The sequence below is a fragment of the Brevibacterium sp. 239c genome (genome assembly GCF_900169365.1).
Taxonomy (GTDB): Bacteria; Actinomycetota; Actinomycetes; order Actinomycetales; family Brevibacteriaceae; genus Brevibacterium.
This window is the reverse complement of the sequence record NZ_FXZH01000002.1, coordinates 262,116-285,047: the sequence shown is the minus strand read 5'-3', so window position 1 is coordinate 285,047 and position 22,932 is coordinate 262,116. Positions and strand designations below refer to the sequence as shown.

Here is a 22,932-nt window from a genome sequence, read left to right as displayed (position 1 = left end):
CACACTTCGGCCTCACACACCCTGTTCCTGATAACCCACACACTGTGTTCCAGATAGAAGGAGAAACATCATGATTGAACTCGCCATCTTCGACATGGCCAGCACCACCATCGACGACCGAGACGAGGTCTACCGTGTTCTGCGGGAGGCCACGGAACGTGAAGGTGCGGACTACTCGGACGAGGTGTTCCAGAAGTGGATGGGCACGGAGAAGAAGTGGGCGATCGAAAATCTGCTCCGCCTCGGCGGGGTCGAAGTCGATGCAGAGCTTCATGAGCGGGCCTGGGAATGGTTCCGGCAGGAGCTGCGCCGCACCTATACCGACAATCCGCCGAAGCCGCTGCCCGGCATCGAAGAGGCGCTGACGACCCTGCGCGAGCAGGGCATCAAGGTCGGACTGACGACTGGGTTCGCTCGGGAGATCGCCGATCTCATCTTCGCATCCATGGGATGGAAGCAAAGCGAGACCTTCGACGCTTCGTCCTGTGGTGATGAGGTCGAGGCCGGGCGGCCAGCACCTCACATGATCGAGACCGTCATGGAAAAACTCGGTGTCGAGGACACGGCGGCCGTCGTCAGCGTCGGCGACACCTCGGCGGATGTGCAGTCGGCCCTGCGCGCCGGTGTGGCCTCGGTGGGTGTGCTCACCGGGCACCTGAGCAGGGACGATTTCGAGGCCGAGGGTGCGCACCTGGTGCTCGAGTCCGTTGCGGTGCTCCCCGATGCTCTGGCCGACCTGCCGATTGCAGCCTCAGTTCCGGTGAACCAGTGACGGCGCAGGTTCAGACGCGGGTTCAGCCACAGTCTCAGGATGAGGCTTCCCCGGCCGATACCTCGGCGGGTACGAAGGCCTCGGCGGATGCTGAGGGCCCCGCGGAGACAGCCCAGGCCGTCGTCTGGCTCGGTGGTGATCAGTTCGAGACTCAGCCCTTCGTCCTCCAGGAACTGGCCGAGGGTGAGAGCCTCATCCGGCTGACCACCGCTACCGTCTGCGGCTCAGATAGGCACACCGTGCGCGGGCGTCGCCCCGGAGCATACCCCTCGGTGCTCGGACACGAGGGTGTCGGCGTGGTCGAGGATTCGCGGGGTGGGATCGCGCTCGGACAGCGCGTGGTCTTCTCGGTCACCTCGGTCTGCGGGAAGTGCGAGAACTGCAGGCGCGGACTCAGCGCAAAATGTCAGTCGGTGGCCAAGGTCGGTCACGAATCCACCGACAGCGGCTGGGCCTTGTCCGGCACCTACGCCTCACACATCCACCTTCCTGCCGGCGTGGCAATCGTCCCGGTGCCGGATTCGGTGCCCGACGCCGTGGCCGCCACGGCAGGGTGCGCCGTCGCGACCGTCATGGCGATGGTGGAGGCCGCGGGAGATCTGAAGGGAAAGCGTGTGTTCGTCAACGGTCTGGGGATGCTGGGGCTCACCGCGGTAGCTGCCTCCCAGTCCCGCGGCGCCGCCGAGGTGCTCGCCTTTGACCCGACGCCGCGGCGCCAGGACCTTGCTCTCTTCGCCGGAGCGAGCACGATCGTGGAAGAGGAGATGCCTGCGGATGCCGATGTTGCTCTCGAGCTCTCCGGCACCACCTCGGGCGTAGAGACCTGTGTTGCCAGCCTGGGAATCGGCGGTACCGCAGTTCTCGCCGGAAGCGTGAGCCCGGGGCCGAACATCGAGATCAGCCCCGAACAGCTCGTGCGAGGTTGGCGCACCATCACCGGTGTACACAACTTCGAACCCCACCACCTGCAGGAAGCCGTCGACTTCCTGGCTGCTGACGGCGGGAACATGCCGTGGGAGAACATCCTCGGCGGCCCGATCGAACTGGCCGAACTGGCTCAGGAGTTTGCAGAGCCGAGTCCGGGGCTGCGAACCGTGGTGAAGATCGGGCAGTGAACTCATGTGACCTGTCGAACCAGGGGAAGTCCGAGTTCGACAGGTCACATGAGTATTCACATTCAGAATCCAGCGACGAGAGCGACTCGTCTAGGCCCAGAGGCTTGCCAGCGCCTCCTTGTACACCTTGCGAGCCGCAAGTGCCTCATCCATGGTCACCTCGACGAAACGGGTGACCGTCCCGGGAGTCGCCCGAGCGACCACATCCATATCCGCGCTGATGACGGTGCCGACCATGGCATATCCGCCTCCTGACACCGCATCTCGGTGCAGAATGATCGGCTGCGTACCACCAGGAATCTGAATCGAACCGACGGAATAGCCGGCGTCGACGATGTTGGACGGATCTGAACCAGCACCGAAGGGCTGCTCTCGCTCCCGCCATTCGACTCCGGGGCCCTTGTACCGAAGCCCTGCCCGATCCGCCACAGGCGTGAGTGACCACTCTTCCTCGACCAGGTTCCTCTTGCCCTTGTCGGTCAGCCGAAAATCATACAGTCCCATGAGCACTCGCAGCTCCTGCTGTTTCGAGAACTCCGGACGTGCCTCGACGGGCACCGATTTCTGCGGCACCGCATTCAAGTCTGCGGTGGCTGGTCCGACGGGCAGAACATCACCGGCTTCGAGCTTTCGACCGTCGAAACCACCCAGTCTGCCCAGCGGGTAGGTCGAGCGCGATCCGAGCACAACCGGCACATCGATTCCACCGTGAACCGCAATGTAGAACCGTGCTCCCTGCGTCATCATGCCGAATTCGACTGTTCCACCAGAAGGAACGGTCAGAGTCTCCCACATGGGAGCCGACTCACCATTGATCGTGATGCTCACCTCGGCGCCTGTCACAGCGATCACAGATTCCGCATCGAAGCTGAGGTTCGATCCCATGTACGCACATTCGAGGACGGCCTCATCGACGGTGTTGGCCACGAGCATATTCGCGGCCTGCGAAGAGTAGGCGTCCAAGGAACCGCCTTGCGGAAGCCCCACGTTGTAGTAGCCGAAGCGCCCCTGATCTTGGACCGTTGTGGACAACCCTGGTGTGAGAACTTCAATCGACATTGAGCGCCTCCATGAGCACGTTGTTGTAGGCAGATCCCTCGTCCAGAGCTCGCTTCAGATCGAAGGTCACCGGAGTCTGTTTGAAGGAGAAGGTACCCTGCTCCACCTGTTCCTGAATCTCGTAGTATTCGGCCTCTTCGATCGACCTGAATTTCACGATGTCTCCTGGCTTGAAGAAGATCATAAAGTCAGCAAAGTCCGGTCCCTGCTGCTGCGGATCGAAGATGGGCGCCGCGGCAACTCCGAACATCTGGTATCCACCTGCACCGCGTACCGAATAGAGCGCGCAGAAGCATCCACCGTGCCCGATCGTGAGTTTGGGAGTATCGGTGCGAGGTGTCAGGTATTTCGGAACCTGGAGTTGGTGCTCGCGGTCCACAAGTTGGTACATGAATGGCAGTCCGGCGACGAATCCGACCATCGTGACCAACCATGGTGAGGAATGGTGGGCCTCAATGAATGCTTCTGCACTTTCGAGCTCGTTCACTGCCGCTGCATAGTCGAGGTCGGTGCCGCTGGGATTTTGGTGGTAGCCCTCGCGGAATCTCTCGACGACTTCGGCCGTGAACGGATCCGAATACCAGACGGGGACTTCGACGATCCGAGTCTCCAGGGTTGTCGTGTCGGAGTGAACGACACCTTCCTCGATGTCGCGGATGATCGTCTCCAGTGAGTTCGGAGCGATGACATCGGGATCAAATCGAACGAGCAGCGAGGCGTTCGCCGGGCACAGCTCGATGATTCCGTCGAGTTTCTTCTCCGCAAGCCCTCTGCCGATGAGCATGGCCCGAAAGTTTGCCTCGAGGCTCATCTCTTCCGAGATTTCGACGAAGAGGAACTCATCCCCGCCGAAGGTGTACCTCGCCTCTGGAAGCGTGGTGGTGGACTTCGTTGTCATAGCTTCTCCATTTCCAGATCGGTGTTTTCAATGAATGCGGAATAGTGCTCGACGCTGGCGAACTCGCTGCGTTCGATCAACAGCCGAAGCAATGGAACCGTCGTCTTCACTCCGGTGATCTCCAATTCCGAGAGTGCGCTGCTCATCTTCTCGATTGCCGATGCCCTATCTGGGGCGTGAACGATGAGCTTCGCGAGCATCGAATCGTAGAAGGGTGCTACGACTCCGCCTTGCGCGAATCCCGTGTCTACACGGATTCCACCACCGGTCGGCCAGTGCAGTCCGGTGATTGTGCCTGGCGAGGGCATGAAGTTGTTCGCCGGGTCCTCGGCGTTGACACGAACTTCGATCGCGTGTCCGTCGAAGGAGACATCGTCCTGGGTCAGCGACAGTCCCTTTCCGTCAGCGATGCGGAGTTGCTCGGCGACGATATCGATGCCGGTGATGAACTCGGTGACCGGGTGTTCAACCTGCAGCCGCGTGTTCATCTCGATGAACGCAGCGGTCTCCTGTGCTGGGTCGTAGAGAAACTCCACAGTCCCAGCGCCCTTATAGCCTGTGCGCCGGGCCAGTTCGACCGACGAGCTATGGATCACCTCGCGCACATGTTCCGGAATGCTCGGTGCTGGGGCTTCTTCGATGACCTTCTGCTGTCGCCTCTGCATCGAACAGTCGCGATCGCCGAGGTGGATGTAGGTGTTTCCATCACCGAGGATCTGGACTTCGACGTGACGAGCGTGGGTGACGAATCGTTCCATGTACAGTGCGTCGTCGCCGAATGCTGCGCCGGCTTCTGCCCGAGCGATGTCGATGGTTTCGAGAAGCTCGTCCGCTGACTCGACAAGTCGGATTCCGCGCCCTCCACCGCCGGCAGAGGCTTTGACGACGAGGGGAAAGCCGATGTCTTCCGCCAGCGCACGAGTGTCGCCGTCCGGGTCCAAGACACCTTCCGACCCTTTCAGAGTCGGCACACCAGCAGCTACTGCTGCGTTCCTTGCCTGGGCCTTGTTTCCCATCAGTCTGATCGATTCGGGGACCGGGCCCACCCAGGTGATTCCAGCGTCGATGACCATCTGGGCGAATTCAGCGTTTTCGGAGAGGAATCCGAATCCCGGGTGAAGTGCGTCCGCTTTGGACTCGACGGCGGCTTTGAGCACTGCGTCCTTGTTGAGGTAGGACGCGGTGGCTGGTGCGGGTCCGACGAGAGTTGTCTTGTCTGCCAGCTCGGTGGCTAGCGATCGGGTGTCAGCCTCGCTGACTGCCAGGACGGTTTCCACACCCAAGGCCTGGGCGGTTTTGATGATGCGTGCTGCGATTTCGCCGCGATTGGCGATGAATAGCCTGTGCATTTTCATGTCCTCCTGACTCAGGCTTCGTCAATGACTGCGATGACATCGCCAGGGTTGACCATGCCTTCGTTGTCCACCTTGAACTCACGGACTGTGCCAGCGACGTCTGCTTTGACCTCACTGAACTGCTTCATGATCTCAACGATGCCGACGGTCTGACCGACCTCGACTGCGTCACCGACGGAGACGAAATCGTCTTTCCCCGGAGCCGGCTTGCGGTAGAAGATTCCGGGAAGCGTGGAAATGATGTCTGCCATTATTCATCCTTTGATTGATTGGCACTGACCCAGGTGGTCCTCGGACAGTGGTCGAGCTTGGCACTCAGGTGTGCCGCCGGTAGTCGCTGAGTGAGGCGGTTGAAGTCACTTGCCCGATTCAGCCGAGTTGATCGCCGCACGAACGGCGCGCACCACCTCGGCGGCGTTTGAGGGGTCGGAGTGAACGCACACACTGTCGAATTCGATCGGAAGCGTGTTGCCATCGTTGGCTACGATCGTCCCTGTCGTCAGAGCGGACGTGATGCGGTCAGCAGCAGCGCTGGGTTCAGCGGGTTTGGGTGATCGCTCGATGACCAATTTCCCCTCGCCGTCGTAGCCGAGATCGACGTAGATCTCACCGACGAATGGCACTCCGACCTCATCACACACCTGTTTGTGAAGAGTGTTGGCCAGGCCGAAGATCGGCACGCCGTGGACCTTCGCGACACGTGCAACCGCAGCCATGAGGTCCGCCTCCCTGGAGATCATTCCGTACAGGGCACCGTGCGGCTTGATGTGGCTGAGCGCAAGTCCGTACCGTGTCAGGAACGCGCTGAGGGCACCGACCTGGTAGGTCACGATGTCCTCTACCTCTGCTGCGCTCATCGACATCTCTCGCCGACCGAAGCCCGCCAAATCCGGCAGCCCGGGATGGGCGCCGACCATGACATTATTGGCTGCGGCCAGTTCGACGGTGCGGTTCATGATATGAGGATCCGCGGCGTGGAATCCGCACGCCACGTTTGCCACGTCGATGAGCTCCATCAGCTGAGCGTCATTGCCGAATTCATGCAGCCCGAGGCCCTCGCCCAAATCTGCATTGATTGTGATTGTCATTATGCACCTCCGACTCTCAGCCTAGGGAAGTGCGGAGTGATGGGCCTCACCAGATGGATGAAATATCGGCATCTTCGTTGTGCATTTTGCACTATTTCTCGTAAGTTGTCGCTATGCGCATCCTCGACCTCATCACAGATCCTCAGCTCCGATTGGAGTTGGCGACACCCAGCCATCACATCGAGCTCGAGTCTCCGATCATCTCAGCTGTGGCGACAGAGTCCATTGATCCTGCCGCATATCTGAGTCCGGGAACTCTGATCCTCACGACCGGAATGGCACTGAATTTCGATGATCCGAGGATCTGGGACGCATACATCGAAAGGCTGGTTTCCGCGGGCGTTCCTGCCCTGGCATTCGGGGTGGGCAAACCGCACATCTCAGTCCCTCATGGACTGCTGGCGGCTGCCCGCGACCACAAACTGCCGATTCTCATCGTGCCGGGGGATGTTCCCTTCCTGCAGCTGCAGAACCTGGTGGTCAGAGCACTGGCAGAGGAAGAATTCCAGGCTTCTCACCAGGCATGGAGCATCGCTGAGGAATGCACCGATCTCGCCACCCAAGGGGCATCATTCGGTAAGCTCCTCGACCACGTCGCAGAGCGCACCAGCGTTGCACTCAGGGTTGTCGACGATGCTCAAGCAGTCTTCGCTCTGGGCGGACATGACGTCACGGACGATGCTTGGGCTCTCGGACAGGGCACGTTCTCACTGCCTCTCAGCGTAGGAGACGGGGACCGGTGGGAACTGGAATGCCTGCCGAATGACAGAACTCTGCAAGGACAGAACCGTGGTGGCAGCGGCCGCCGAGCGAACACTCACATCAGCCGGCTGCGGACGGTGCTGTCTCCTGCCGCCGCCGTCCTGGGAATGACCCTGTCGCACAATCTGAGTTCAGGCCTGTGGGCCTCCGGTGATTCAGCAGGTCTGCTGACTGCCCTGCAGCGCACTGACGAACAGGCAGACGGAGCGATCAAGCAGGCATTGCATGACCACGGCATCGATTCGACCGTGGGACTGCGTCTCATCAGCATCCGTGCCAACTCCCCCATCCGGCTCCACATGCTGGCCTGGAGGCTCACCGAACTGGTGGAAACCACTGCGACAGCGATTCCCATGGATCTGACGAACTCCGTTCTAGTCCTCATCGCACCACGCACCGGACTCCGCTCGGAGACGGTCTGTCCGGAGATGGGTGACGGGGCCAGTCAGGAACCGTACCTCGACCAAATCCCACAGACGGTCAATGCAGAGGCCGGCGACAGCATGTACATCAGCGAACCGCTGGAACACATTTCGGAGCTGAGTCTCTTCACGGCCATCTATTCGGCGAGGCGCAATCGCCCTGCAACAGACCAAGGTGTTCGTTTCACAGGGCCGCCCGAACTCTCAGATGTCGTCGCACTCATCCCCATGTCCTATTCCTCGGCCATCTCCGCAGCAGTGCTCAGGCCTGTCCTCACTGCCCCGGACTCGCAAGCTCTGCTCGAATCCTTGGCCGCCTTCATCGAGACAACGTCGGTGGCGCAGGCCGCGGCCGCGCTGAGGATCCACCGAAACACTGCCCGTTACCGTCGTGCTGAGCTCGAGAACAAGTTGGGTATTGATCTCTCCAACGGACGAGATCGCAGCATGTGCGCTCTCGCCTTAGCGTCCCTCAATCCCTAGCCCCGAGCCGTCTCCAGATCCTCGCGGAAAGCACGTCCAGCGGCACCGATATCTCCCGCCGAGGTGATGAAGCGGAACCCTTGTTCTTTGCGAGTTTTGGCTTCCGCACCATCACCGCAGTGGATGCCAGGTATGACGCCGGCTGCGTCAGCTGCCGTGCGGATCCGGGCGACCGCCTCGGCGTGGGCATCATTTGGCTGACCAGGAAGTGCGTCGACTGCGAATGCGAGATCAGCAGGTCCGACGTAGACGCCGTCGATTCCGGGAACTTCGCAGATTTTCTCGACGTTCGCCAGACCTTCCTTGTTCTCGATCATCACGAAGAGCAGAGGGCGCTCGTCACGGGTGTCCTGGACCGCGTCGTGCATGAGTTCAGCGGTCGGACCCCAGGAGCGGTCGCCGCCGCGGCTAGGGTAGTCGAGTGCGGAAACGGCAGCTTCGGCCTCGGCGACCGTGGACACGAGCGGCACGATGACGGCTTCGACGCCGGCGTCGGCGAGCATGCCGATCTCGGTGAAGCGGTTCGCAGAGACTCGAGCCGTCACCAGGGCGGATCCACTGGCCCGGATGGCATCGGTCAGGCGCAGAACGTCAGTCGGGCGGGCGAAGCCGTGCTGCATGTCGAGACACACGTAGTCGTAGCCGACGGCCGATCCGATCTTCGCGAGCTCCTGGCTCGTCGACATCATCCAGAGTCCGTTGTAGATCTCTCCGGCGGCGAGGCGAGCGCGGTGCGTTTCCAGTGCTTCAGTCATATGTGCATCGAATCACACGCGGCTCGCCGTTGCCAGGGATGCCCGGCATCCGGATGAACCCCCTACTGGTCCTCTGCCAGTGCCCCGATGACCTTGTGCCGCGACACCACGAACGGTCCCTTTCGATCCACTTCGAGGAGTTCAAGATCCAGTCGGCGTGGCAGCAGCGGACGTCCTGATCCCAGGGTCACCGGCGCTGTCCAGGTGATGATCTCATCGAGGAGCCCCTCGTCGACGAACTGTCCGGCCAGGTCACCGCCGCCCATGATCCACAGGTCATGGTCGCCTGTCGCCATGCACATCTCCACGTAGTGATCCGCGACCGAGCCTTTTGCAAAACGGATGTCGGGATCCTCAGAGTCCTCGTCCTTCGAGGGCATCGGCAGTTCCCGATGGGTCATCACCCAGGTCGGCATGGAGTACGGCCATGGCCCCTCAAGATTGCGCAGCAGCCATTCATAGGTCGTCGCGCCCATGACCGTCGCTCCGATGCCAGCAAAGAAGGTGTCATCAGTCTCATCGCTGGGCTGCCTCAGCAGCCAATCGAGGGAGTCACTTGGATCCGCAATGTACCCGTCCAGAGTCGTCACAGTGTAGTAGACGGTGCGTGGCAAGGTGAGTCTCCCTCTTCGGCGCCCGAGGTTCGGGGATGTCCTCCACTACCTTACGGATGCTCACTTCGTTGACCAGCACGAACCGCCCCAAATCAGTCCTGGCGGTGCGTGATGACCCCGTCGGAGACCGTCAGCAATACCCGGCCCTGCCCCAACTCTTCTGGGTCGACGGCGAGTGGGTCGACGTCGAGGACCGTGAAGGTTGCCGGTCCTCCCACGGCAAGGTACCCGGCTTCTTCTCCGATCGCGGCATATGGCTCGGTCGTGTACCCGGCCAGCACCTCGGCGGGACTCAGCCCCTGTTCCGGCAGCACAGGAGCAACGCCGGCGTCCTCGACCGGGCGGCGCAGTTGGGCGTCGGCCATGATCGGCAGTGCCGCAAACGGGGCGACCGGGTAGTCCGAACCCAATGCCAGCACTCCCCCAGCGTCGATGACGTCGCGGGTGCACCACGCACGGGCGGCGCGCACCTCTCCGAGGCGCTGCGACCAGTCGTCGCTGCCGTCGGCGGCCGTGTAGTGGGTGCAGTGAGTCGGCTGCATGCTCGCAGCGATTCCCGCCGCGCCCAGCTGGTTGATGATGTCCTTGGGCACTGATTCGATGTGCTCGATGCGGTGTTGCACTCCGGTGTCGGGCAGTGCCGCCAGCGTTTCGACGACCTCGCGGATTCCGCGCTCTCCGATCGCGTGGGTCGCGGTGGGCACTCCTGCCGCGTTGAGTTCGCGCACGCGTGCGGCGTAGTCCTCGGTGGCGCCCCACGCCGAGGTGGTCGACTCTCCTTTGGAGTCAGGCGTTTCGAGCCAGGCGGTTCCGCCTTCGACGGTGCCGTCGATGAAGAGCTTCGCTCCCCCGATGTGCCAGCGGTCGCCGCCCTCGCCCTGGGACTCAATGAGCTTGGCAAGCTCGGCGTCGGTCGTTGTCGGAGCGCACCAGGGCGAAAGCCTCAGTTTCACCGGCAACGGCCCTCTCACCTCGGCGGCGGCGAGCAGCTCGAACGTGTCCGGGTCGTTCATGTCCATCACGTGCATGGCGGCAATCCCCTGTGCCGCCATCGCCTTCAGCAGGTCATTCAGGGCATCTACCTGCTCATTGAAGCTCAGTGCGGGGATGACCGAGCGAATCTCCTCCATTGCCCCGAATTCCAGCAGATGCCCTGTGGGGCTCCCCGACTCATCGACTACAACCGAGGAATTTCCGGGATAGCTTCGCGCCTCGGCGATGCCGGCTTCCGCCAGTGCAGCTCCGGAAGCGATTGCCGAGTGAGCGTCGAAGAGGGACAGGAAGGTCTTCTTCTCGGCGCCGAGAACACGGTGAACAAGAGCATTCGTGATGGCCTCATCAGCGAAGACATTGGGGTCGAGCCCCCAGCCCAGCACCCACTCATCCGGATCCCGGCCGGCGGCCTCCTCCCGGAGCGCCTCAGCGACCTGGTCTTGGTCTCTGCAGAAGGAGAGATCGGCACCTCGGGTCATCGACAGGCTCATGATCGGGTGAGCATGCGCATCGGTGAAGCCGGGCACGATCGTCCCCGGAACGTCGATGATCTCAGTCGCCGAGGTGGCCAGATCCTCGATCTCAGACCGTGTGCCCATCGCCGTGATGAGTCCGCCTGCCACAGCAATCGCCGAGACACGTTCGCAGGCGTCGTTCTCGCTGTCGTTGCCTGCAGCCGGGTTCATCGTGTGCACATTGTCTGCGCGGACGATGATCTCCGGAAGCGTTCCTGCTGTCACTTCTGCTCCTCTTTCGTCATTGGTGTTTCTACGCTGTCGCTCGGGTCGTCTTCGGCAAAATTCAAGATCGGCACCGGACGACGGAAGAAGCTGGTCCTGAACAGCAGGATCGCCACACCGATCACGGCCCAGATGCCACCGATCACCCAGGTGAAGGGCTCCAGCGATGTCCACAGCCAGATGCTGAGTCCGAAGCCGATGAGCGGCATGACCCCAAAACGGATGATGCCCCATGGACTCCGATATGCCTCGCCGGACGCGGGGAAGATGTAGGCGCGGATGACGGAGAGGTTGACCATGCTGAAGGCGGCGAGCGCACCGAAGCTGATCATGAACGCGGCCTGGTCGAGGGATAGGAACAGGCAGGACAAAGCCACAATCGAGACTGCGGTGGTCGCCACTGCCGGGGTCTTGAAACGTGGTGACAGCTTGCCCAGAACTCTGGGCAGAGTGCCGTCGCGGCCCATGGAGTACAGGATCCGTGACACCGATACTTGCCCGGCCAGTCCGGAACCCAGGCAGCCGGCGATCGAGGAGATGACCATGACGATCGCAAGTGCCTGTCCACCGACGTGATCGGCGAGGACCACACCAGCCGCGTCGAGGAGCTGCTGCGGGACGCTGCTCCAGTCGTCGGGATGGTAGGCAAGCGCACCCACCCAGGACACGAGGATGAAGATGCCCCCGCCCAGCAGTGTGGTGAGGATGATGGCGCGCGGGATATCACGCTTAGGGTGCTTGGCTTCTTCGGACAGCGTAGACACGGCGTCGAAGCCGAGGAACGACAATGCGAGGATGCCGGCGCCAGTGAGGATCGGACTGAAGCCCTCGGCACCGAAGGTGAAGGGTTCGAGGAGTCCGGGTGCCGAGGGGTCGTTGATGGCAGTCTTCAGCGCGAGGATCGCGAACACGATGACCGTGGCCACGGAGATTGCAATGGTGGCGATGTTGAAGCGGTTGGCCATCTTGATGCCGAGCACGTTGAAGACATAGATGATGATCACAGCAGCCAAGGAGAACACCTGAGTGGGGATGCTCGGGAACTGGGTGCCGACGTAGAGGCCGAGGATCATGAAGTTGATCATCGGGATGAAGAGGTAGTCGAGCAGCAAGAGCCAGCCGGTGAGGAATCCGGCTGTGCCACCGAATGACTGCTGGACGAAGGTGTAGGCCGAGCCTGCGACTGGAAATCGGTGCACCATCGCTGCATAGCTCAGGGCTGTGAAGATCATGGTGATGAGCGCGACGACGTAGGCCAGCGGAAGGTGCCCGTCGGTGACCTGGTTGACGATTCCGTAGGTGGTGAACACCGTGGCGACTGCCATGTAGGACAGTCCGAAGAGAGTGAGTCCGACGAGCCCGAGGGCTCGTCTCAACTGTGGGGGCGATTCCTGAGCCACGGTGCTCTCCTTCGAGTCGTACTGCGTCTGGGTCGGCGCCGGATCGGATCCGTAGAGGACCACCTCGGCGCCGGCGTCGACCTTAATACTAAATCGGTTTAGTGATGTGCGCAACAGTGATTGAAGATTCTGCTACGGTCGGCTCATGACAACTTCGCGGCCAGTGACCCTGCAGCAGGTTGCTGACCAGGCGCAGGTGTCCAGGTCAGCGGCATCATTCGCACTCTCCGGTCGTCCCGGCGTCTCTGAGGCGACCCGTTCGAAGGTGCTCTCCATCGCTGCCGAGCTCGGCTACTCGCCGAACCGAACGGCTCAGAACCTGCGCTCCTCACGGACCGGGATCGTTGCGGTGTATTCGCCGAAGGACGTGAGCGCACTCAGCTATTACATGGAGGCGACCTTCGGCATCGTCGATGAAGCAGAAGCATCTGGTCACACCGTCACGATCGTCCCCCACACCGCGACAGCGGCCGAGCACCTTCGCGCCGATGGGATCATCGTCCTCGACCCGACGCTCGGTGACCCTATCGTCCCGCGGCTGCTCGAACTCGGCCTGCCCGTCATCAGCGGCGAGCAGATGCCTCAGAAGCTCTCCTCGCCGATGCCTCCGGCCACTACCAAGGTGGCTGGCACTCCTGAAATGGTCAGCACCCCTGCGGTGGTCGGCACCTCTGCCGTGGCCGGCACCGTGACCTCGGATCATATCGCCTCGACACGGGAGGTCCTCGACGCCTTCGCTGCGGCGGGAGCACGCGCACCCGCCATCATCGCTCCCGAGGAGCGAATGTCGTGGTCTATGGCCGTCGAGGACGCTTACCAACAGTGGTGCGCCGAGAATGAAGTCGAAGCACGCGTCGAGACCGCCTCACTGGAAGGGATGGCCGAAGCAACGCGGCAGGCGACGAAGAGACTGCTCGATTCCGGGGACGTCGATGCGATTCTGGCTCTTACCGATGGATCCGTGCTCACCGTCCTCACCTCTGCCGCGAACCATGGCCGCAGGCTCGGCGCCGACCTGCTCGTTGCCGCAGCGGTCGACTCCCCAGTCCTCGGCTACATGGATCCGCCGGTGACCGCAGTCGACCTGCGCCCCCGAGAGTTCGGCCGTGCCTGCATGAATCTGCTCTCCAAAGCCCTGGAGACCTCGGGTCCACCTGCGGACTCCTCACATTCGCTCGACTCGCCCCGAGAAGTCCAGCTCGCCGAGGTGGTCGACACCAAGGTCATCCACCGTGCCTCAACCGCCGGCCCCTTGCATCTCAAAGGTCACTGACCCAGAGTGAGCGCCACCCAGGGCCATGTAACGCGAACCCGCCGCCAAATTCGCGGGAACAGAAGTCCGATATCCGAGCCTCAGATCGCACTTCTGTTCCCGCTCAATTGCCAGCCCAACCACCAGATACAGTCACCGCCCCAAACTTCGCCTGGCACCTCGCCGTCTCCGCCCCACCTTTAGGCTGGCCTTCAACACTGTTTCAGGCTGTCTCGACCGGCTAGGCCGCTGCGCCGTTCGAGGTAATACCGGATCTTGTGCTCAAGGCGAATCCGATTCGTCTGGCTGGTCACCTTCAGAACTTCCCACCCCTGCTGGCGCAGCGCCTCATCCCTGGTGATGTCGCTGTTCCATTGTGATCGTAAGGCCCGATGGTGGTCGCCTTCGTACTCAAGGGCCAGCTTTGCGTGGGGATAGCCCAGATCCGGTTCCACAGTTCGGTTCAGCAGAGGGCAGCGCACGGGCGGATGAACAACCGGTTCCGGCAATCCGCAATTGATTGCCCACAGACGCAGATCAGTCTCCTGCGGAGAATCGACTGATTCCCGAACCAGCGACATCGCGGCCTCGACTCTCTTCCGATTTCGCAGGTACCTTCGCTCCGCAATCTTCGTTCGCAGGAACTCAAGGCTGCACAGCGGGGGCCCATGCCACCGTCCGACTATCGAGTCGCCGAGTGCCACGAGTTCGTCCCGAGTCAGCACAGCACTCAGGTCAAGGAAGACACCGACGGGCGAGTGCATCGGCATCCCAAGCCAATAGTCGCCTTCTGCAAGATTGTGGCGTCTCAGGCTGATCCCCTTGCGCGAGACCTTGCGGCCAGGATCGAATGTGACCAGGTGCAGATGGCTATCGATCAGTCTGCGAGGCAATGGCAGCCCGAACAGCCGCGCAGCCGATGCCCCTCCGGCGGCGATTCCAGGAACGGCCATCGTCATCGCCCTGAGTTTGAGACTCTCGTTCATCCACGCGTCGTCTGCCCAACTCGGAGTCGGATGCTCAACGAGCTTCAACTCATCACGATGGATGCCGTCGATGACGGCGCGGAATCGGGGATCGTGAAGCAGGCGGTGCTTACTGATCCCCAGCGATTCAGCCTCGCTGGTTCTGAACAGCGAGGGATACATTCGGTTCTCTATGCGCATACCCATGGTGGCTAAGCATGTCGACCGGCGATTTTATCCGCATCAGCCGAAACCTGCCCTGTGGAAAGTCAGCAGATGTCCACAGTGCACCCACTCACTAGTCCGAACTTGCCCACAGCACGTCAGCGCACGAGTGAACTTCTGCCATATCCCCCACAGTTACCCACCATTCGTCCAGATCACCCGACATTTCGCGGGAACATGACCTTGAAATTTCGGTCGGATATCACTGTTCTGTTCCCGCGAAACTACAGGCTCGGTAGGAAGTACTGGGTTCGTGAGGAGTGCGCAGTCCACAGTCTGGGTACGCGAGTGGACCGCTGGGCTCCGCCCTACCGCTCCCGGGCCTTCACCCCCAGCGCCAACCGCGCGATATCCCTGAGCACTGCGAACTCCTCACTGTCCTCGAGCAGCCCTTTGAGCTCGACCGCAGCTTGGCCCAGCACGGCCCGGTAGGCGCCGGCGACATTGTCAGGTTCCCGGGTCAGAGGATAGGACACGCAGAGTGCGAGGATGGCTCCACCGACAGTGAAGGCCACACTCGCCGAGGCGGTTCCCTTCACCCGTGCCTGCTTCGTGGCGTAGAACTCCTGTGGATTGCTCGGCCCGCACAGCGCCAGCGCGGCAGATCCGCCGTCGACGAGTGGGAGGACGGTGCCGACGCTGCGGGAGACGCGGAGTTCGTGGTCGGCTTCGACGTTGCGCACGCACACCCGGTCCTCCCCGACACGGACCCAGAGCTGCACCGATTCACTGGTCAGGGTTCGCAGATGCTCGAGCACCGAGTTCGTTGTTGCGATGCTGCGTCTGCCCGGGAACGGCCCCAGACGCAGCAGGCCATTGTTGTCACGGACGATGAATCGATGGGTGCGCAGATCCGCCAGCAGCCGGTAGGTCGTGGACTTAGAGTACCCCAGACGACGGCACACCTCGGCGGCCGTCAACGGAGTGTCCTGCAGTGCTGTGAGGATCGCGGCACTGCGGTCGATGACGCCGATCTCCTTCGCCGAGGCGGTGCCGCCAGGCGAGGCGGACGCACCGGAAGAGACCTCGGAGCTGCCAGTGGTCGCGGAGTTATTAGTCATGGAGTTCTCTTTCATTCCATACTCACATCGGCCAACAGCTGGCGGCGGCGCACCCACCAGCGGAAGATGATGGGTCCGACGATGCCTAAGATCATGAGCACGATGATCGACAAGGACACGGGCCGGGTCAGCAGCGGCATGAACGACCCGCCCGAAATCTGAAGCATGCGGCGGAAATTGTCTTCCAGCAGCGGGACCAGGACCAGAGCCAAGATGGAAGGGGCCAGCGGGATGCCGCCCTTCTCCATCAGGTAGCCGATGACGCCGAAGATGCCGAGCATCATCAGGCCGAAGAGGCTGAACTCGATCGCGTAGGCGCCGATGACGACGAGCACGAGAATCGAGGAGAAGAGGATCTCCTTCGGCATCTTCAGCAGCTTCACGAAGACCCCGACCAGCGGCAGGTTGAGGATGATCAGGGCGACGTTGCCGATGTACATGCTGGCGATGATCGTCCAGATCAGCCCCGAGTCGTCGCGGAAGATCAGCGGCCCTGGCTGTAGGCCGTACATCGTGAAGACGAAGAGCAGCAGGGCTGTCGTCGCGGATCCGGGGATGCCGAGGCTGAAGAGCGGAATCATGGCCCCGCCCACTCCAGCATTGTTCGCGGCCTCGGGCCCGGCAACGCCCTCGATGGCGCCATGGCCGAACTCGTCCTTCCGCTTCGAGATCCGCTTCTCCATGATGTAGGACATGAACGAAGCCAAAGACGGGCCGACCCCGGGCAGAATGCCGATGATGAAGCCGAGGACTGATCCTCGTGCCCAGGGCATCGTCGAGCGCTGCCAGTCCTGCTTCGTCATCCACTTGTCTTCGCCGAAGCTCTGGATCTCCTCCTTGGCTCCACGGCCCAGGGCGAGGTTTCGGATCGCCTCAGGGATGGCGAAGAGGGCCATGGCGAAGATCGTGAAGTCGATGCCGTCGGAGAGCAGGTTGAGGCCGAAGGTCTGGCGCGGCAGACCCGTCTGGAAATCGAGACCCACGAGGCCGACGGCCAGACCGATGAAGATCGAGATGAGTGCCTTGGCCCGGGAGCCAGACGACATCGTCGAGGCCAGCAGCAGGGCAGTGGCCATGAGCAGAAAGTACTCGGTGGCACCGAAGACGTTCGCGAGCTTCACCAGCACAGGCGAGAGGAAGGTCAGTCCGATGATCGCCAACGTCCCGGCGAGGAAGGAGCCGATCGCGGCGGTCGCGAGCGCGGCCTTGCCCCGACCTTGGCGAGCCATCTCGTAGCCTTCGATGGCGGTCACCGCGCTGGCGACCTCACCCGGGGTCTTGATGAGTGTGGCGGTGATCGAGCCGCCGTACATCGAGCCGTAGTAGATGCCGCACAGCAGGATCAGACCGTGCACGGGCTCCATCCCGAAGGAGACGGGGATGAGGATCGCGATGGCTGAGATCGGTCCGATGCCCGGCAGCACGCCGACGACGGTGCCCAGCAGCACGCCGAGGAGGGCGAACGCGAGGCTGAGGGGTTCGAGGGCCGAGGCGAAGCCTCCGCCCAGGTCGATGAGTGTGTCCATGTCTGCCTCCTAGCCCAAGATTCCGACGGGCAGATACACGGCCAGCCCGTAGACGAAGGCGACGTAGACGACGAGGGCGAACAGCACCGAGAAGATGAGGTTGCGGATCCATCTGTGAGGTGCGTAGATGCTGGTCATCGTCATGAGGAAGGCCGTCGTGGAGAGCAGGAAGCCGATCGGGATGAGAATCGCTAAGTAGACGAAGAAGAGCACGAACTGCAGCACGACCTTCTTCGAGGGCGGATCCTCCGGTGCCTCGAGGACTACCGCCGAGGCGCCGCCGCTGGCCGACCCGTCCTCCCCGCCGGAGCCGACGGCTCTGCCCGTGGCGCTGTCCGCGGCGCTGGGGGCCGCCTCGGCAAGCTTCCGCCCGCGGTAGAGTGCCTGTCCCACAAGGAAGACACCGAGCACGATGAGGGCGATGCCGACGATCGCGGGAAAGGTTCGCGGGGTGACGATGTTGTTCGTCTCCTGGATCCAGAATGTGGCGATATAGTAGACGACGCCGATGAGCGTGACGGCGAGACCAGTGATGACATCGCCTCTCAGCGCCGGACTCATCGACCTCATTTGCTGTTGCCCAGATCGGTCTCCTTGACGCCCTCCTCAACGGTGGCGGCTGCCTCTTCGACGTACTTCTGCGCGTCATCGCCCGTGCTGAACTCTTCGGACCACTGGTTCTTCTTCAGTGTGTCCTTCCAGGTGGCGGACTTGCTGACGTCTTCGAGCGCCTTCGCCCAGTAGTCGACGGCCTGCTGCGGCATCTCTGCGGGACCGAAGACTCCGCGCCAATTGCCCAGGGTCACGTCATAGCCGGAATCCTTCGCAGTCGGCACCGAGTCGAAAGGCGCGGCAAGCGGCTCCTCCGCGAACGTCACGAGCGGTTCGATGTCGCCGGATTCGAGCACGGAGCGGAATTCGCTCATGCCCGCAATCGCGACCTTCGCATCCCCGTTGAGCATGGCCGTGGTCTGTTCGCCGCCGCCGTCGTAATTGACGAAGTTGATGTCGCCGGGGTCGACCCCTGCCTCCTTGGCGAAGAGCGCGAACGGAAGGGTATCGTCACCGGCCGCCGCGACGGTGACCTTCTGCGGATCATCCTTGAGCGCTTTGACCAGGTCGTCGATGTTCGAGAAATCGCCGCCCTTCGGGGTGACGACCATGAAGTCCTCGACGTAGAGGGTGGCGATGAGCGTCGTGTCCTGGGGGCCGTACTCGCACAGCCCGCGCGCCTTCATCGTCTGGCTGGCCAGCGAGGTGACCGCGATCTGGTCGTCCTTGCCCTTCTCCTGCTGCATCATCGAGGTGATCCATGAGCAGCCGGTGCCGCCGGGGCGGTTCTGCACCGGCAACGGGGTGGAGACGATATCTTCCTTCTGCAGGGCTTCGACGAGGGCGCGTGCAGTGGTGTCCCAGCCGGATCCCGGTTCGGCCGGCGCGGTGACCGTGACCGGCCCCTTCGGATAGTCGCCGCCCTCCCCCGGTGCCTGGGCTTTGTTGCCGCAGCCTGTGGCGACGAGCGCCAGCGACGCGAGCACCGCCCCGACCTTGAGAGCGGGCTTCAACGCCCGACTCTTCCGCATCGCAGAGGTGGTCCGTCCTTGTCGTGTGATCACCGGTGACCGCATTGCTTCTCCTTCGAATGCAACTGATATCTGTTATGTGGAATGTCCGTGCTGGTGAGGCCGGGGTGTTACTGAGACTGGGTCTTCGACTCGCCGACATCGACTTCTCGGTCATCGTCTCGTGCCCCGGCTTCGGCTGGACCGTCCCGGTAGCGGGCGTTGTGCTCACCGGGGGTAGGCACATCGCTGCGCAGTCCCAATCGCCGACCACCGAAGGTCAGCGGCAGCAGGGGAACATCGACGTGGTCCCCGCTGGGCAGACCCGTGCTCGCCAATGCTCCGGAGGCCACGAGGTGGGCGTCGGTGGTGAGATCGGCCGGGGTGTTGACCGGGGCGACCGGCAGCCCGCGACGGGTGCACTTCTCCTCGATCTGGGCGAGGTCGAGCTGAGACAGAGCCGCCTGCAGTTCAGCGTGGATGAGATCGCGGTGGTCCACGCGACCCTGATTCGTCTCCAGGTCGGGGTCCCCGGCGAGCTCGGTGAGATCGAACTCGTCACAGAGATCATGCCATTGGCCGTCGCTGACGGCGGCGACGAAGATCTGGTCATCGTGCTGATCGCGGAAGATGTCATAGACGGCCCAGGTGGCCCGGCGTGTGGGCATCGGGCGCAGGGGCTCACCGCTGAGCTGAGCCTGCGCCATGTGCGTGCCGACGAGGAAGGCGTTGTTCTCGAACAGGGCGGAGTTGATGACCTGTCCCTCCCCAGTGCGTTCGCGCACACGCAGTGCCGAGAGCACTCCGATGACACCGAACATGCCGCCCATGATGTCGTTGACGCTGGCCCCTGCACGCAGCGGCTGGCCGGGCGGACCGGTCATATAGGCGAGGCCGCCGAGCATCTGCACGACCTCATCAAGCGCGGTGCGCTGTCCGTAGGGTCCGGCGAGGAAGCCCTTGAGGGAGCAGTAGATGAGGCGGGGATTGCGTTCGGCGAGTTCCTCGTAGCCGTAGCCCATGGACTCCATCTTCCCCACCCGGAAGTTCTCGAGGAGAACATCGGCGGAATCGATGAGGGACAGGGCGACGTCACGGTCGGCCGCCTCGGCGAGATCGAGCTGGACAGACTGCTTGTTGCGGTTGAAGGCGGGGAACAGCCCCGCACCCGAACCGGGCAGGTACCGGGTCTTGTCGCCGGGTCCGCGCGGTTCGACCTTGATCACCTCGGCGCCCAAGTCGGCGAGGATCATCCCGCAGCTGGGGCCCATGACCATATGGGAGAACTCGATGACACGGATGCCCGCCAGCGGCAGCGTCTGGGAGTCCACGGTCGAGGATTCGTCCTGCTCACGCATGGAACGCCGCCGGGACAGCGGGGATGGCCGACAGGCTGGAGGTCAGTTCGTGGCCGACCGCGGCGCTCAGCGGCTCCCTGACAGCTGAGAGCGCTTCGACGTCGACACCGGTGGCCACACCCTCGCGGTGCAGGAGGTGGACGAGATCATCGGTGCCGATGTTTCCGGCCGCTCCCGGGGCGAAGGGGCAGCCGCCCAAACCGCCCATGGCTGCATCGAAATGCGAGATTCCCAGGTCGAGGGCGGCGATGACGTTGGCCATGCCGAAGTTATATGTGTCATGAACGTGCAGGTTCACCGGTCGCTTGGGGAAGGCTTCCAAGACCGCCGAGGTGTTCCTGGACACCAATGAGGGGTTGGCGTTTCCGATGGTGTCGGCAATCCCGATGCCGTGCGCTCCGGCATCGACGAAGGGACGCAGCACCTCGACGAGGTGGCCGGCATCGGTGATTCCGTCGAAGGGGCAGATGAAACTGACTGCGGTGGTGATGTCGAAGCGAACACCATGATCGCGGGCGAAGGCCGCGGCTTCGAGGAGGCGGTCGGTGGCCTGGACGATCGGAGCATCGGAGTTCGCCTACGAATGGCCCTCGGAAGCGGAGAGGACGAGCTTGATGTTCTTCGCTCCAGCATCGACGGCGCGCTTTGCGCCCTTGAGGTTGAAGACAAGAGTGAAGAAGTCGACTCCCGCGGCCTCATGAGACTGGAGGCGCTGCAGGACCTCGCCGGTGTCGGCCATCTGCGGGACCTTCTTCGGATTGACGAAGGATCCGACCTCGATCTCCTTCAGCCCTGCCGTGATGAGCTGTTGGCCCAAAGCGACTTTGACGTCGGTGGGAACGATGGCGTCTTCGATCTGGAGACCGTCGCGCAGCGTCGTGTCGAGAATCGTGACCGATGTTGGCCGAACCATGGTGAGAGCTCCTTCTTTGACCTGCCTCAGTCCCGAAGAGCGGGACGAGATCGGCATCACGCACCTTTGCGCTCAGCCGTCTGCCATCAACATAGCCGCTCGTGGCAAAGCTGCGGTGGGCGCGGCGGCGAATTGTTCGCCATATGAGAAGTGCTCGTGAAGTGAAGGTCATCACTCCCGATTAATGGGACTCCCGGTTTTGCCAGCTCGGATGCGTGTGGTCAGCCCTGGCTCAGCCGGCGCTCAATCCTGTTCAGGCCGTTTCCCGCCGAGCTGGGCGAGCACCTCGTCGGTGTGCTCGCCCAGGTCGGGGCCGAGGTGGTCGATCGGAATCGATGAGCCGCCGATGACCGGGGTAATTCCTGGGAAGGCGACATCGGTCTTGGTCTCTTCACCGGTCGAGACGTCGAGGTGTTGGATCATGCCACGTGCGGCCAATTGTTCGTCGGCAACAAGGTCTTCGGCGGTGTAGATCGGTCCTGCGGGAACGCCCGCGGCCTCCAAAGTGTCGACCACCTCGGCGACATCACGCTGCGCGCACCAGGCACCGATGGCCTCGTCGAGTTCCTCGCGTCGCTCCCACCGTTCGGCATTGGTCTGCAGACCGGGGTCTTCTCCCAGATCCGGGCGGGCGATTGCGTCCATGAGCCGTCTGTAGATGCCGTCCCCGTTGCCGGCGATGACCACGGACTTTCCGCCCGCGCAGAGGTACCCGTTCGACGGCGCGATGCCCTCCATCCGGCCACCGGTGCGTGTGCGGGTCTCACCGAAGGCGGAGTAGTCGGGGACGAGGGATTCCATGACGGAGAACATGGCTTCGTTCAGGGCGACGTCCACAGTGCGATCGGCCAGGGATCCCCTGCCCTCGAAGCTGTGGTCGGAGCCGACGACCGCCTCGGCGGCTCCGGCGATCTTCTGTCGCTGACGATCGAAGAGCATCATCACTGCACCGAAGGCTGCCTGCATTCCGGCAATGGAGTCACCGATCGAGACGCCCACGCGCACCGGGGGCCGGTCGGGATCGCCGACGAGTTCGCGGAACCCGGAGTAGCCTTCGGCGACGGCGGCGAAGCCCGGGCGTTCGGACATGGGTCCGGTCTGGCCGAAGGCGGAGATACGGACCAAGATGATGTCGGGGTTGGCCTCTTCGAGGACCTCGGGCCCGAGCCCCCATTTCTCGATGGTGCCGGGACGAAAGTTCTCGAGCACGATATCGGACCGGCGCACCAGCTCGAGCGCCGAGGCCCGACCCTCGTCTGAGCGGAGGTCGAGCACAACAGACTTCTTGTTCCGGTTGATGGTGCGGTAGAGCATCGAAGTGGTGCCCTGCTTGAGGCGCCAGTTGCGGAGCTCGTCGCCCGTGCCGGGGCGTTCGATCTTGATGACCTCCGCCCCGAAGTCAGCCAGCATGCGTCCTGCCGTCGGCGCGGCGATGTAGTTGCCGAGTTCGAGGACTCGCACACCTGTCAGGGGAAGACGGCGCGTTGTCATGTCGATGCTCCTGTTCGTCTGGATGTCATTGCCGTGATGGCGATCATCCTGGTCACATTGGTACCTCAATGGTGACAGGTGTCGGCGTTTGCGGACGGACACGGACACTCGTGTACGACCGTG

General features: G+C 62.6%; 20 protein-coding genes and 1 pseudogene. 4 read left to right on the top strand and 17 right to left on the bottom strand.

Annotation, left to right across the window (positions count from 1 at the left end):
- Positions 1 to 70 precede the first annotated feature (70 nt).
- Both BSP239C_RS03115 and BSP239C_RS03110 read left to right on the top strand, forming a co-directional pair.
- Positions 71 to 772: a phosphonatase-like hydrolase gene (locus BSP239C_RS03115; protein ID WP_101570144.1), complete on the top strand. Its 702-nt coding sequence runs from the start codon at positions 71 to 73 to the stop codon at positions 770 to 772.
- Positions 769 to 1,887, top strand: a complete 1,119-nt coding sequence (locus BSP239C_RS03110; protein WP_101570143.1) for an alcohol dehydrogenase catalytic domain-containing protein — start codon at positions 769 to 771, stop codon at positions 1,885 to 1,887. The genes BSP239C_RS03115 and BSP239C_RS03110 overlap by 4 nt, the downstream gene beginning before the upstream one ends.
- 90 nt (positions 1,888 to 1,977) lie before the next feature.
- Here the strand turns inward: BSP239C_RS03110 and BSP239C_RS03105 are convergent, their stop codons facing one another.
- The 5 genes from BSP239C_RS03105 to pxpA all read right to left on the bottom strand — a co-directional run bounded on the left by BSP239C_RS03105 (position 1,978) and on the right by pxpA (position 6,287).
- Positions 1,978 to 2,946 (bottom strand): biotin-dependent carboxyltransferase family protein, encoded by a 969-nt coding sequence (locus BSP239C_RS03105; protein ID WP_101570142.1) that lies wholly within the window; start codon positions 2,944 to 2,946, stop codon positions 1,978 to 1,980.
- Positions 2,936 to 3,844: an allophanate hydrolase subunit 1 gene (locus BSP239C_RS03100; RefSeq protein ID WP_101570141.1), complete on the bottom strand. Its 909-nt coding sequence runs from the start codon at positions 3,842 to 3,844 to the stop codon at positions 2,936 to 2,938. Before BSP239C_RS03100 ends, BSP239C_RS03105 begins: the two co-directional genes overlap by 11 nt.
- Positions 3,841 to 5,199 carry an acetyl/propionyl/methylcrotonyl-CoA carboxylase subunit alpha gene (locus BSP239C_RS03095; protein WP_257930053.1) on the bottom strand — a complete coding sequence of 453 codons (1,359 nt, stop codon included), beginning with the start codon at positions 5,197 to 5,199 and terminating at the stop codon, positions 3,841 to 3,843. Before BSP239C_RS03095 ends, BSP239C_RS03100 begins: the two co-directional genes overlap by 4 nt.
- A gap of 11 nt (positions 5,200 to 5,210) precedes the next feature.
- Complete coding sequence (locus tag BSP239C_RS03090) at positions 5,211 to 5,450, bottom strand: acetyl-CoA carboxylase (protein WP_101570140.1); 240 nt, start codon at positions 5,448 to 5,450, stop codon at positions 5,211 to 5,213.
- A gap of 105 nt (positions 5,451 to 5,555) precedes the next feature.
- Positions 5,556 to 6,287: a 5-oxoprolinase subunit PxpA gene (gene pxpA, locus BSP239C_RS03085; RefSeq protein ID WP_101570139.1), complete on the bottom strand. Its 732-nt coding sequence runs from the start codon at positions 6,285 to 6,287 to the stop codon at positions 5,556 to 5,558.
- A 113-nt stretch (positions 6,288 to 6,400) separates the two neighbouring features.
- On the opposite strand from pxpA, the gene BSP239C_RS03080 reads away from it, so the two are divergent.
- Positions 6,401 to 7,954 (top strand): PucR family transcriptional regulator, encoded by a 1,554-nt coding sequence (locus tag BSP239C_RS03080; protein WP_101570138.1) that lies wholly within the window; start codon positions 6,401 to 6,403, stop codon positions 7,952 to 7,954.
- Here the strand turns inward: BSP239C_RS03080 and BSP239C_RS03075 are convergent.
- The 4 genes from BSP239C_RS03075 to BSP239C_RS03060 form a co-directional block, all read right to left on the bottom strand.
- On the bottom strand, positions 7,951 to 8,709 hold the full coding sequence (locus BSP239C_RS03075; RefSeq protein WP_180958903.1) for an HpcH/HpaI aldolase/citrate lyase family protein: 759 nt from the start codon (positions 8,707 to 8,709) through the stop codon (positions 7,951 to 7,953). The genes BSP239C_RS03080 and BSP239C_RS03075 overlap by 4 nt on opposite strands.
- A 62-nt stretch (positions 8,710 to 8,771) precedes the next feature.
- Positions 8,772 to 9,323 (bottom strand): dihydrofolate reductase family protein, encoded by a 552-nt coding sequence (locus tag BSP239C_RS03070; RefSeq protein WP_101570137.1) that lies wholly within the window; start codon positions 9,321 to 9,323, stop codon positions 8,772 to 8,774.
- Positions 9,324 to 9,415: 92 nt separating this feature from the next.
- On the bottom strand, positions 9,416 to 11,056 hold the full coding sequence (locus tag BSP239C_RS03065) for an amidohydrolase (RefSeq protein WP_101570136.1): 1,641 nt from the start codon (positions 11,054 to 11,056) through the stop codon (positions 9,416 to 9,418).
- Entirely contained in the window at positions 11,053 to 12,570 is a 1,518-nt protein-coding gene (locus tag BSP239C_RS03060; RefSeq protein WP_308298053.1) for an APC family permease, read from the bottom strand. Before BSP239C_RS03060 ends, BSP239C_RS03065 begins: the two co-directional genes overlap by 4 nt.
- A 31-nt stretch (positions 12,571 to 12,601) precedes the next feature.
- Here BSP239C_RS03060 and BSP239C_RS03055 point away from each other — a divergent pair, with 31 nt between their 5' ends.
- Positions 12,602 to 13,729: a LacI family DNA-binding transcriptional regulator gene (locus BSP239C_RS03055; protein WP_101570135.1), complete on the top strand. Its 1,128-nt coding sequence runs from the start codon at positions 12,602 to 12,604 to the stop codon at positions 13,727 to 13,729.
- A 191-nt stretch (positions 13,730 to 13,920) separates the two neighbouring features.
- Here BSP239C_RS03055 and BSP239C_RS03050 read toward each other — a convergent pair whose 3' ends face one another.
- The 8 genes and pseudogenes from BSP239C_RS03050 to BSP239C_RS03015 all read right to left on the bottom strand — a co-directional run bounded on the left by BSP239C_RS03050 (position 13,921) and on the right by BSP239C_RS03015 (position 22,809).
- Positions 13,921 to 14,880 (bottom strand): hypothetical protein, encoded by a 960-nt coding sequence (locus BSP239C_RS03050; protein WP_180958902.1) that lies wholly within the window; start codon positions 14,878 to 14,880, stop codon positions 13,921 to 13,923.
- 326 nt (positions 14,881 to 15,206) lie between these two features.
- Entirely contained in the window at positions 15,207 to 15,959 is a 753-nt protein-coding gene (locus BSP239C_RS03045; RefSeq protein WP_257930052.1) for a helix-turn-helix domain-containing protein, read from the bottom strand.
- A gap of 11 nt (positions 15,960 to 15,970) precedes the next feature.
- On the bottom strand, positions 15,971 to 17,485 hold the full coding sequence (locus BSP239C_RS03040) for a tripartite tricarboxylate transporter permease (RefSeq protein WP_101570132.1): 1,515 nt from the start codon (positions 17,483 to 17,485) through the stop codon (positions 15,971 to 15,973).
- 9 nt (positions 17,486 to 17,494) lie between these two features.
- Positions 17,495 to 18,046 carry a tripartite tricarboxylate transporter TctB family protein gene (locus BSP239C_RS03035; RefSeq protein WP_257930051.1) on the bottom strand — a complete coding sequence of 184 codons (552 nt, stop codon included), beginning with the start codon at positions 18,044 to 18,046 and terminating at the stop codon, positions 17,495 to 17,497.
- 5 nt (positions 18,047 to 18,051) lie between these two features.
- Positions 18,052 to 19,113 carry a tripartite tricarboxylate transporter substrate binding protein gene (locus tag BSP239C_RS03030; RefSeq protein WP_101570130.1) on the bottom strand — a complete coding sequence of 354 codons (1,062 nt, stop codon included), beginning with the start codon at positions 19,111 to 19,113 and terminating at the stop codon, positions 18,052 to 18,054.
- Positions 19,114 to 19,178: 65 nt separating this feature from the next.
- The gene (locus BSP239C_RS03025; RefSeq protein ID WP_101570129.1) at positions 19,179 to 20,405 is read right to left on the bottom strand and encodes a CaiB/BaiF CoA-transferase family protein; all 1,227 of its coding nucleotides are present in this window, start codon (positions 20,403 to 20,405) and stop codon (positions 19,179 to 19,181) included.
- Positions 20,398 to 21,318, bottom strand: a pseudogene (locus BSP239C_RS03020) (hydroxymethylglutaryl-CoA lyase). The gene BSP239C_RS03025 and the pseudogene BSP239C_RS03020 overlap by 8 nt, the downstream one beginning before the upstream one ends.
- A gap of 243 nt (positions 21,319 to 21,561) precedes the next feature.
- Positions 21,562 to 22,809 (bottom strand): CaiB/BaiF CoA-transferase family protein, encoded by a 1,248-nt coding sequence (locus tag BSP239C_RS03015; protein WP_101570128.1) that lies wholly within the window; start codon positions 22,807 to 22,809, stop codon positions 21,562 to 21,564.
- Positions 22,810 to 22,932 lie beyond the last annotated feature (123 nt).

Excerpts from the sequence above, each read along its gene's own strand:
- BSP239C_RS03030 (WP_101570130.1), bottom strand. The coding sequence starts at position 19,113 with ATGCGGTCACCGGTGATCACACGACAAGGACGGACCACCTCTGCGATG.
- BSP239C_RS03055 (WP_101570135.1), top strand. The coding sequence starts at position 12,602 with ATGACAACTTCGCGGCCAGTGACCCTGCAGCAGGTTGCTGACCAGGCG.
- BSP239C_RS03045 (WP_257930052.1), bottom strand. The coding sequence starts at position 15,959 with ATGACTAATAACTCCGCGACCACTGGCAGCTCCGAGGTCTCTTCCGGT.
- BSP239C_RS03035 (WP_257930051.1), bottom strand. The coding sequence starts at position 18,046 with ATGAGTCCGGCGCTGAGAGGCGATGTCATCACTGGTCTCGCCGTCACG.
- BSP239C_RS03095 (WP_257930053.1), bottom strand. The coding sequence starts at position 5,199 with ATGAAAATGCACAGGCTATTCATCGCCAATCGCGGCGAAATCGCAGCA.
- BSP239C_RS03100 (WP_101570141.1), bottom strand. The coding sequence starts at position 3,844 with ATGACAACGAAGTCCACCACCACGCTTCCAGAGGCGAGGTACACCTTC.
- BSP239C_RS03075 (WP_180958903.1), bottom strand. The coding sequence starts at position 8,709 with ATGACTGAAGCACTGGAAACGCACCGCGCTCGCCTCGCCGCCGGAGAG.
- BSP239C_RS03040 (WP_101570132.1), bottom strand. The coding sequence starts at position 17,485 with ATGGACACACTCATCGACCTGGGCGGAGGCTTCGCCTCGGCCCTCGAA.
- BSP239C_RS03105 (WP_101570142.1), bottom strand. The coding sequence starts at position 2,946 with ATGTCGATTGAAGTTCTCACACCAGGGTTGTCCACAACGGTCCAAGAT.
- BSP239C_RS03050 (WP_180958902.1), bottom strand. The coding sequence starts at position 14,880 with ATGGGTATGCGCATAGAGAACCGAATGTATCCCTCGCTGTTCAGAACC.
- BSP239C_RS03015 (WP_101570128.1), bottom strand. The coding sequence starts at position 22,809 with ATGACAACGCGCCGTCTTCCCCTGACAGGTGTGCGAGTCCTCGAACTC.
- pxpA (WP_101570139.1), bottom strand. The coding sequence starts at position 6,287 with ATGACAATCACAATCAATGCAGATTTGGGCGAGGGCCTCGGGCTGCAT.
- BSP239C_RS03080 (WP_101570138.1), top strand. The coding sequence starts at position 6,401 with ATGCGCATCCTCGACCTCATCACAGATCCTCAGCTCCGATTGGAGTTG.
- BSP239C_RS03115 (WP_101570144.1), top strand. The coding sequence starts at position 71 with ATGATTGAACTCGCCATCTTCGACATGGCCAGCACCACCATCGACGAC.
- BSP239C_RS03025 (WP_101570129.1), bottom strand. The coding sequence starts at position 20,405 with ATGCGTGAGCAGGACGAATCCTCGACCGTGGACTCCCAGACGCTGCCG.
- BSP239C_RS03090 (WP_101570140.1), bottom strand. The coding sequence starts at position 5,450 with ATGGCAGACATCATTTCCACGCTTCCCGGAATCTTCTACCGCAAGCCG.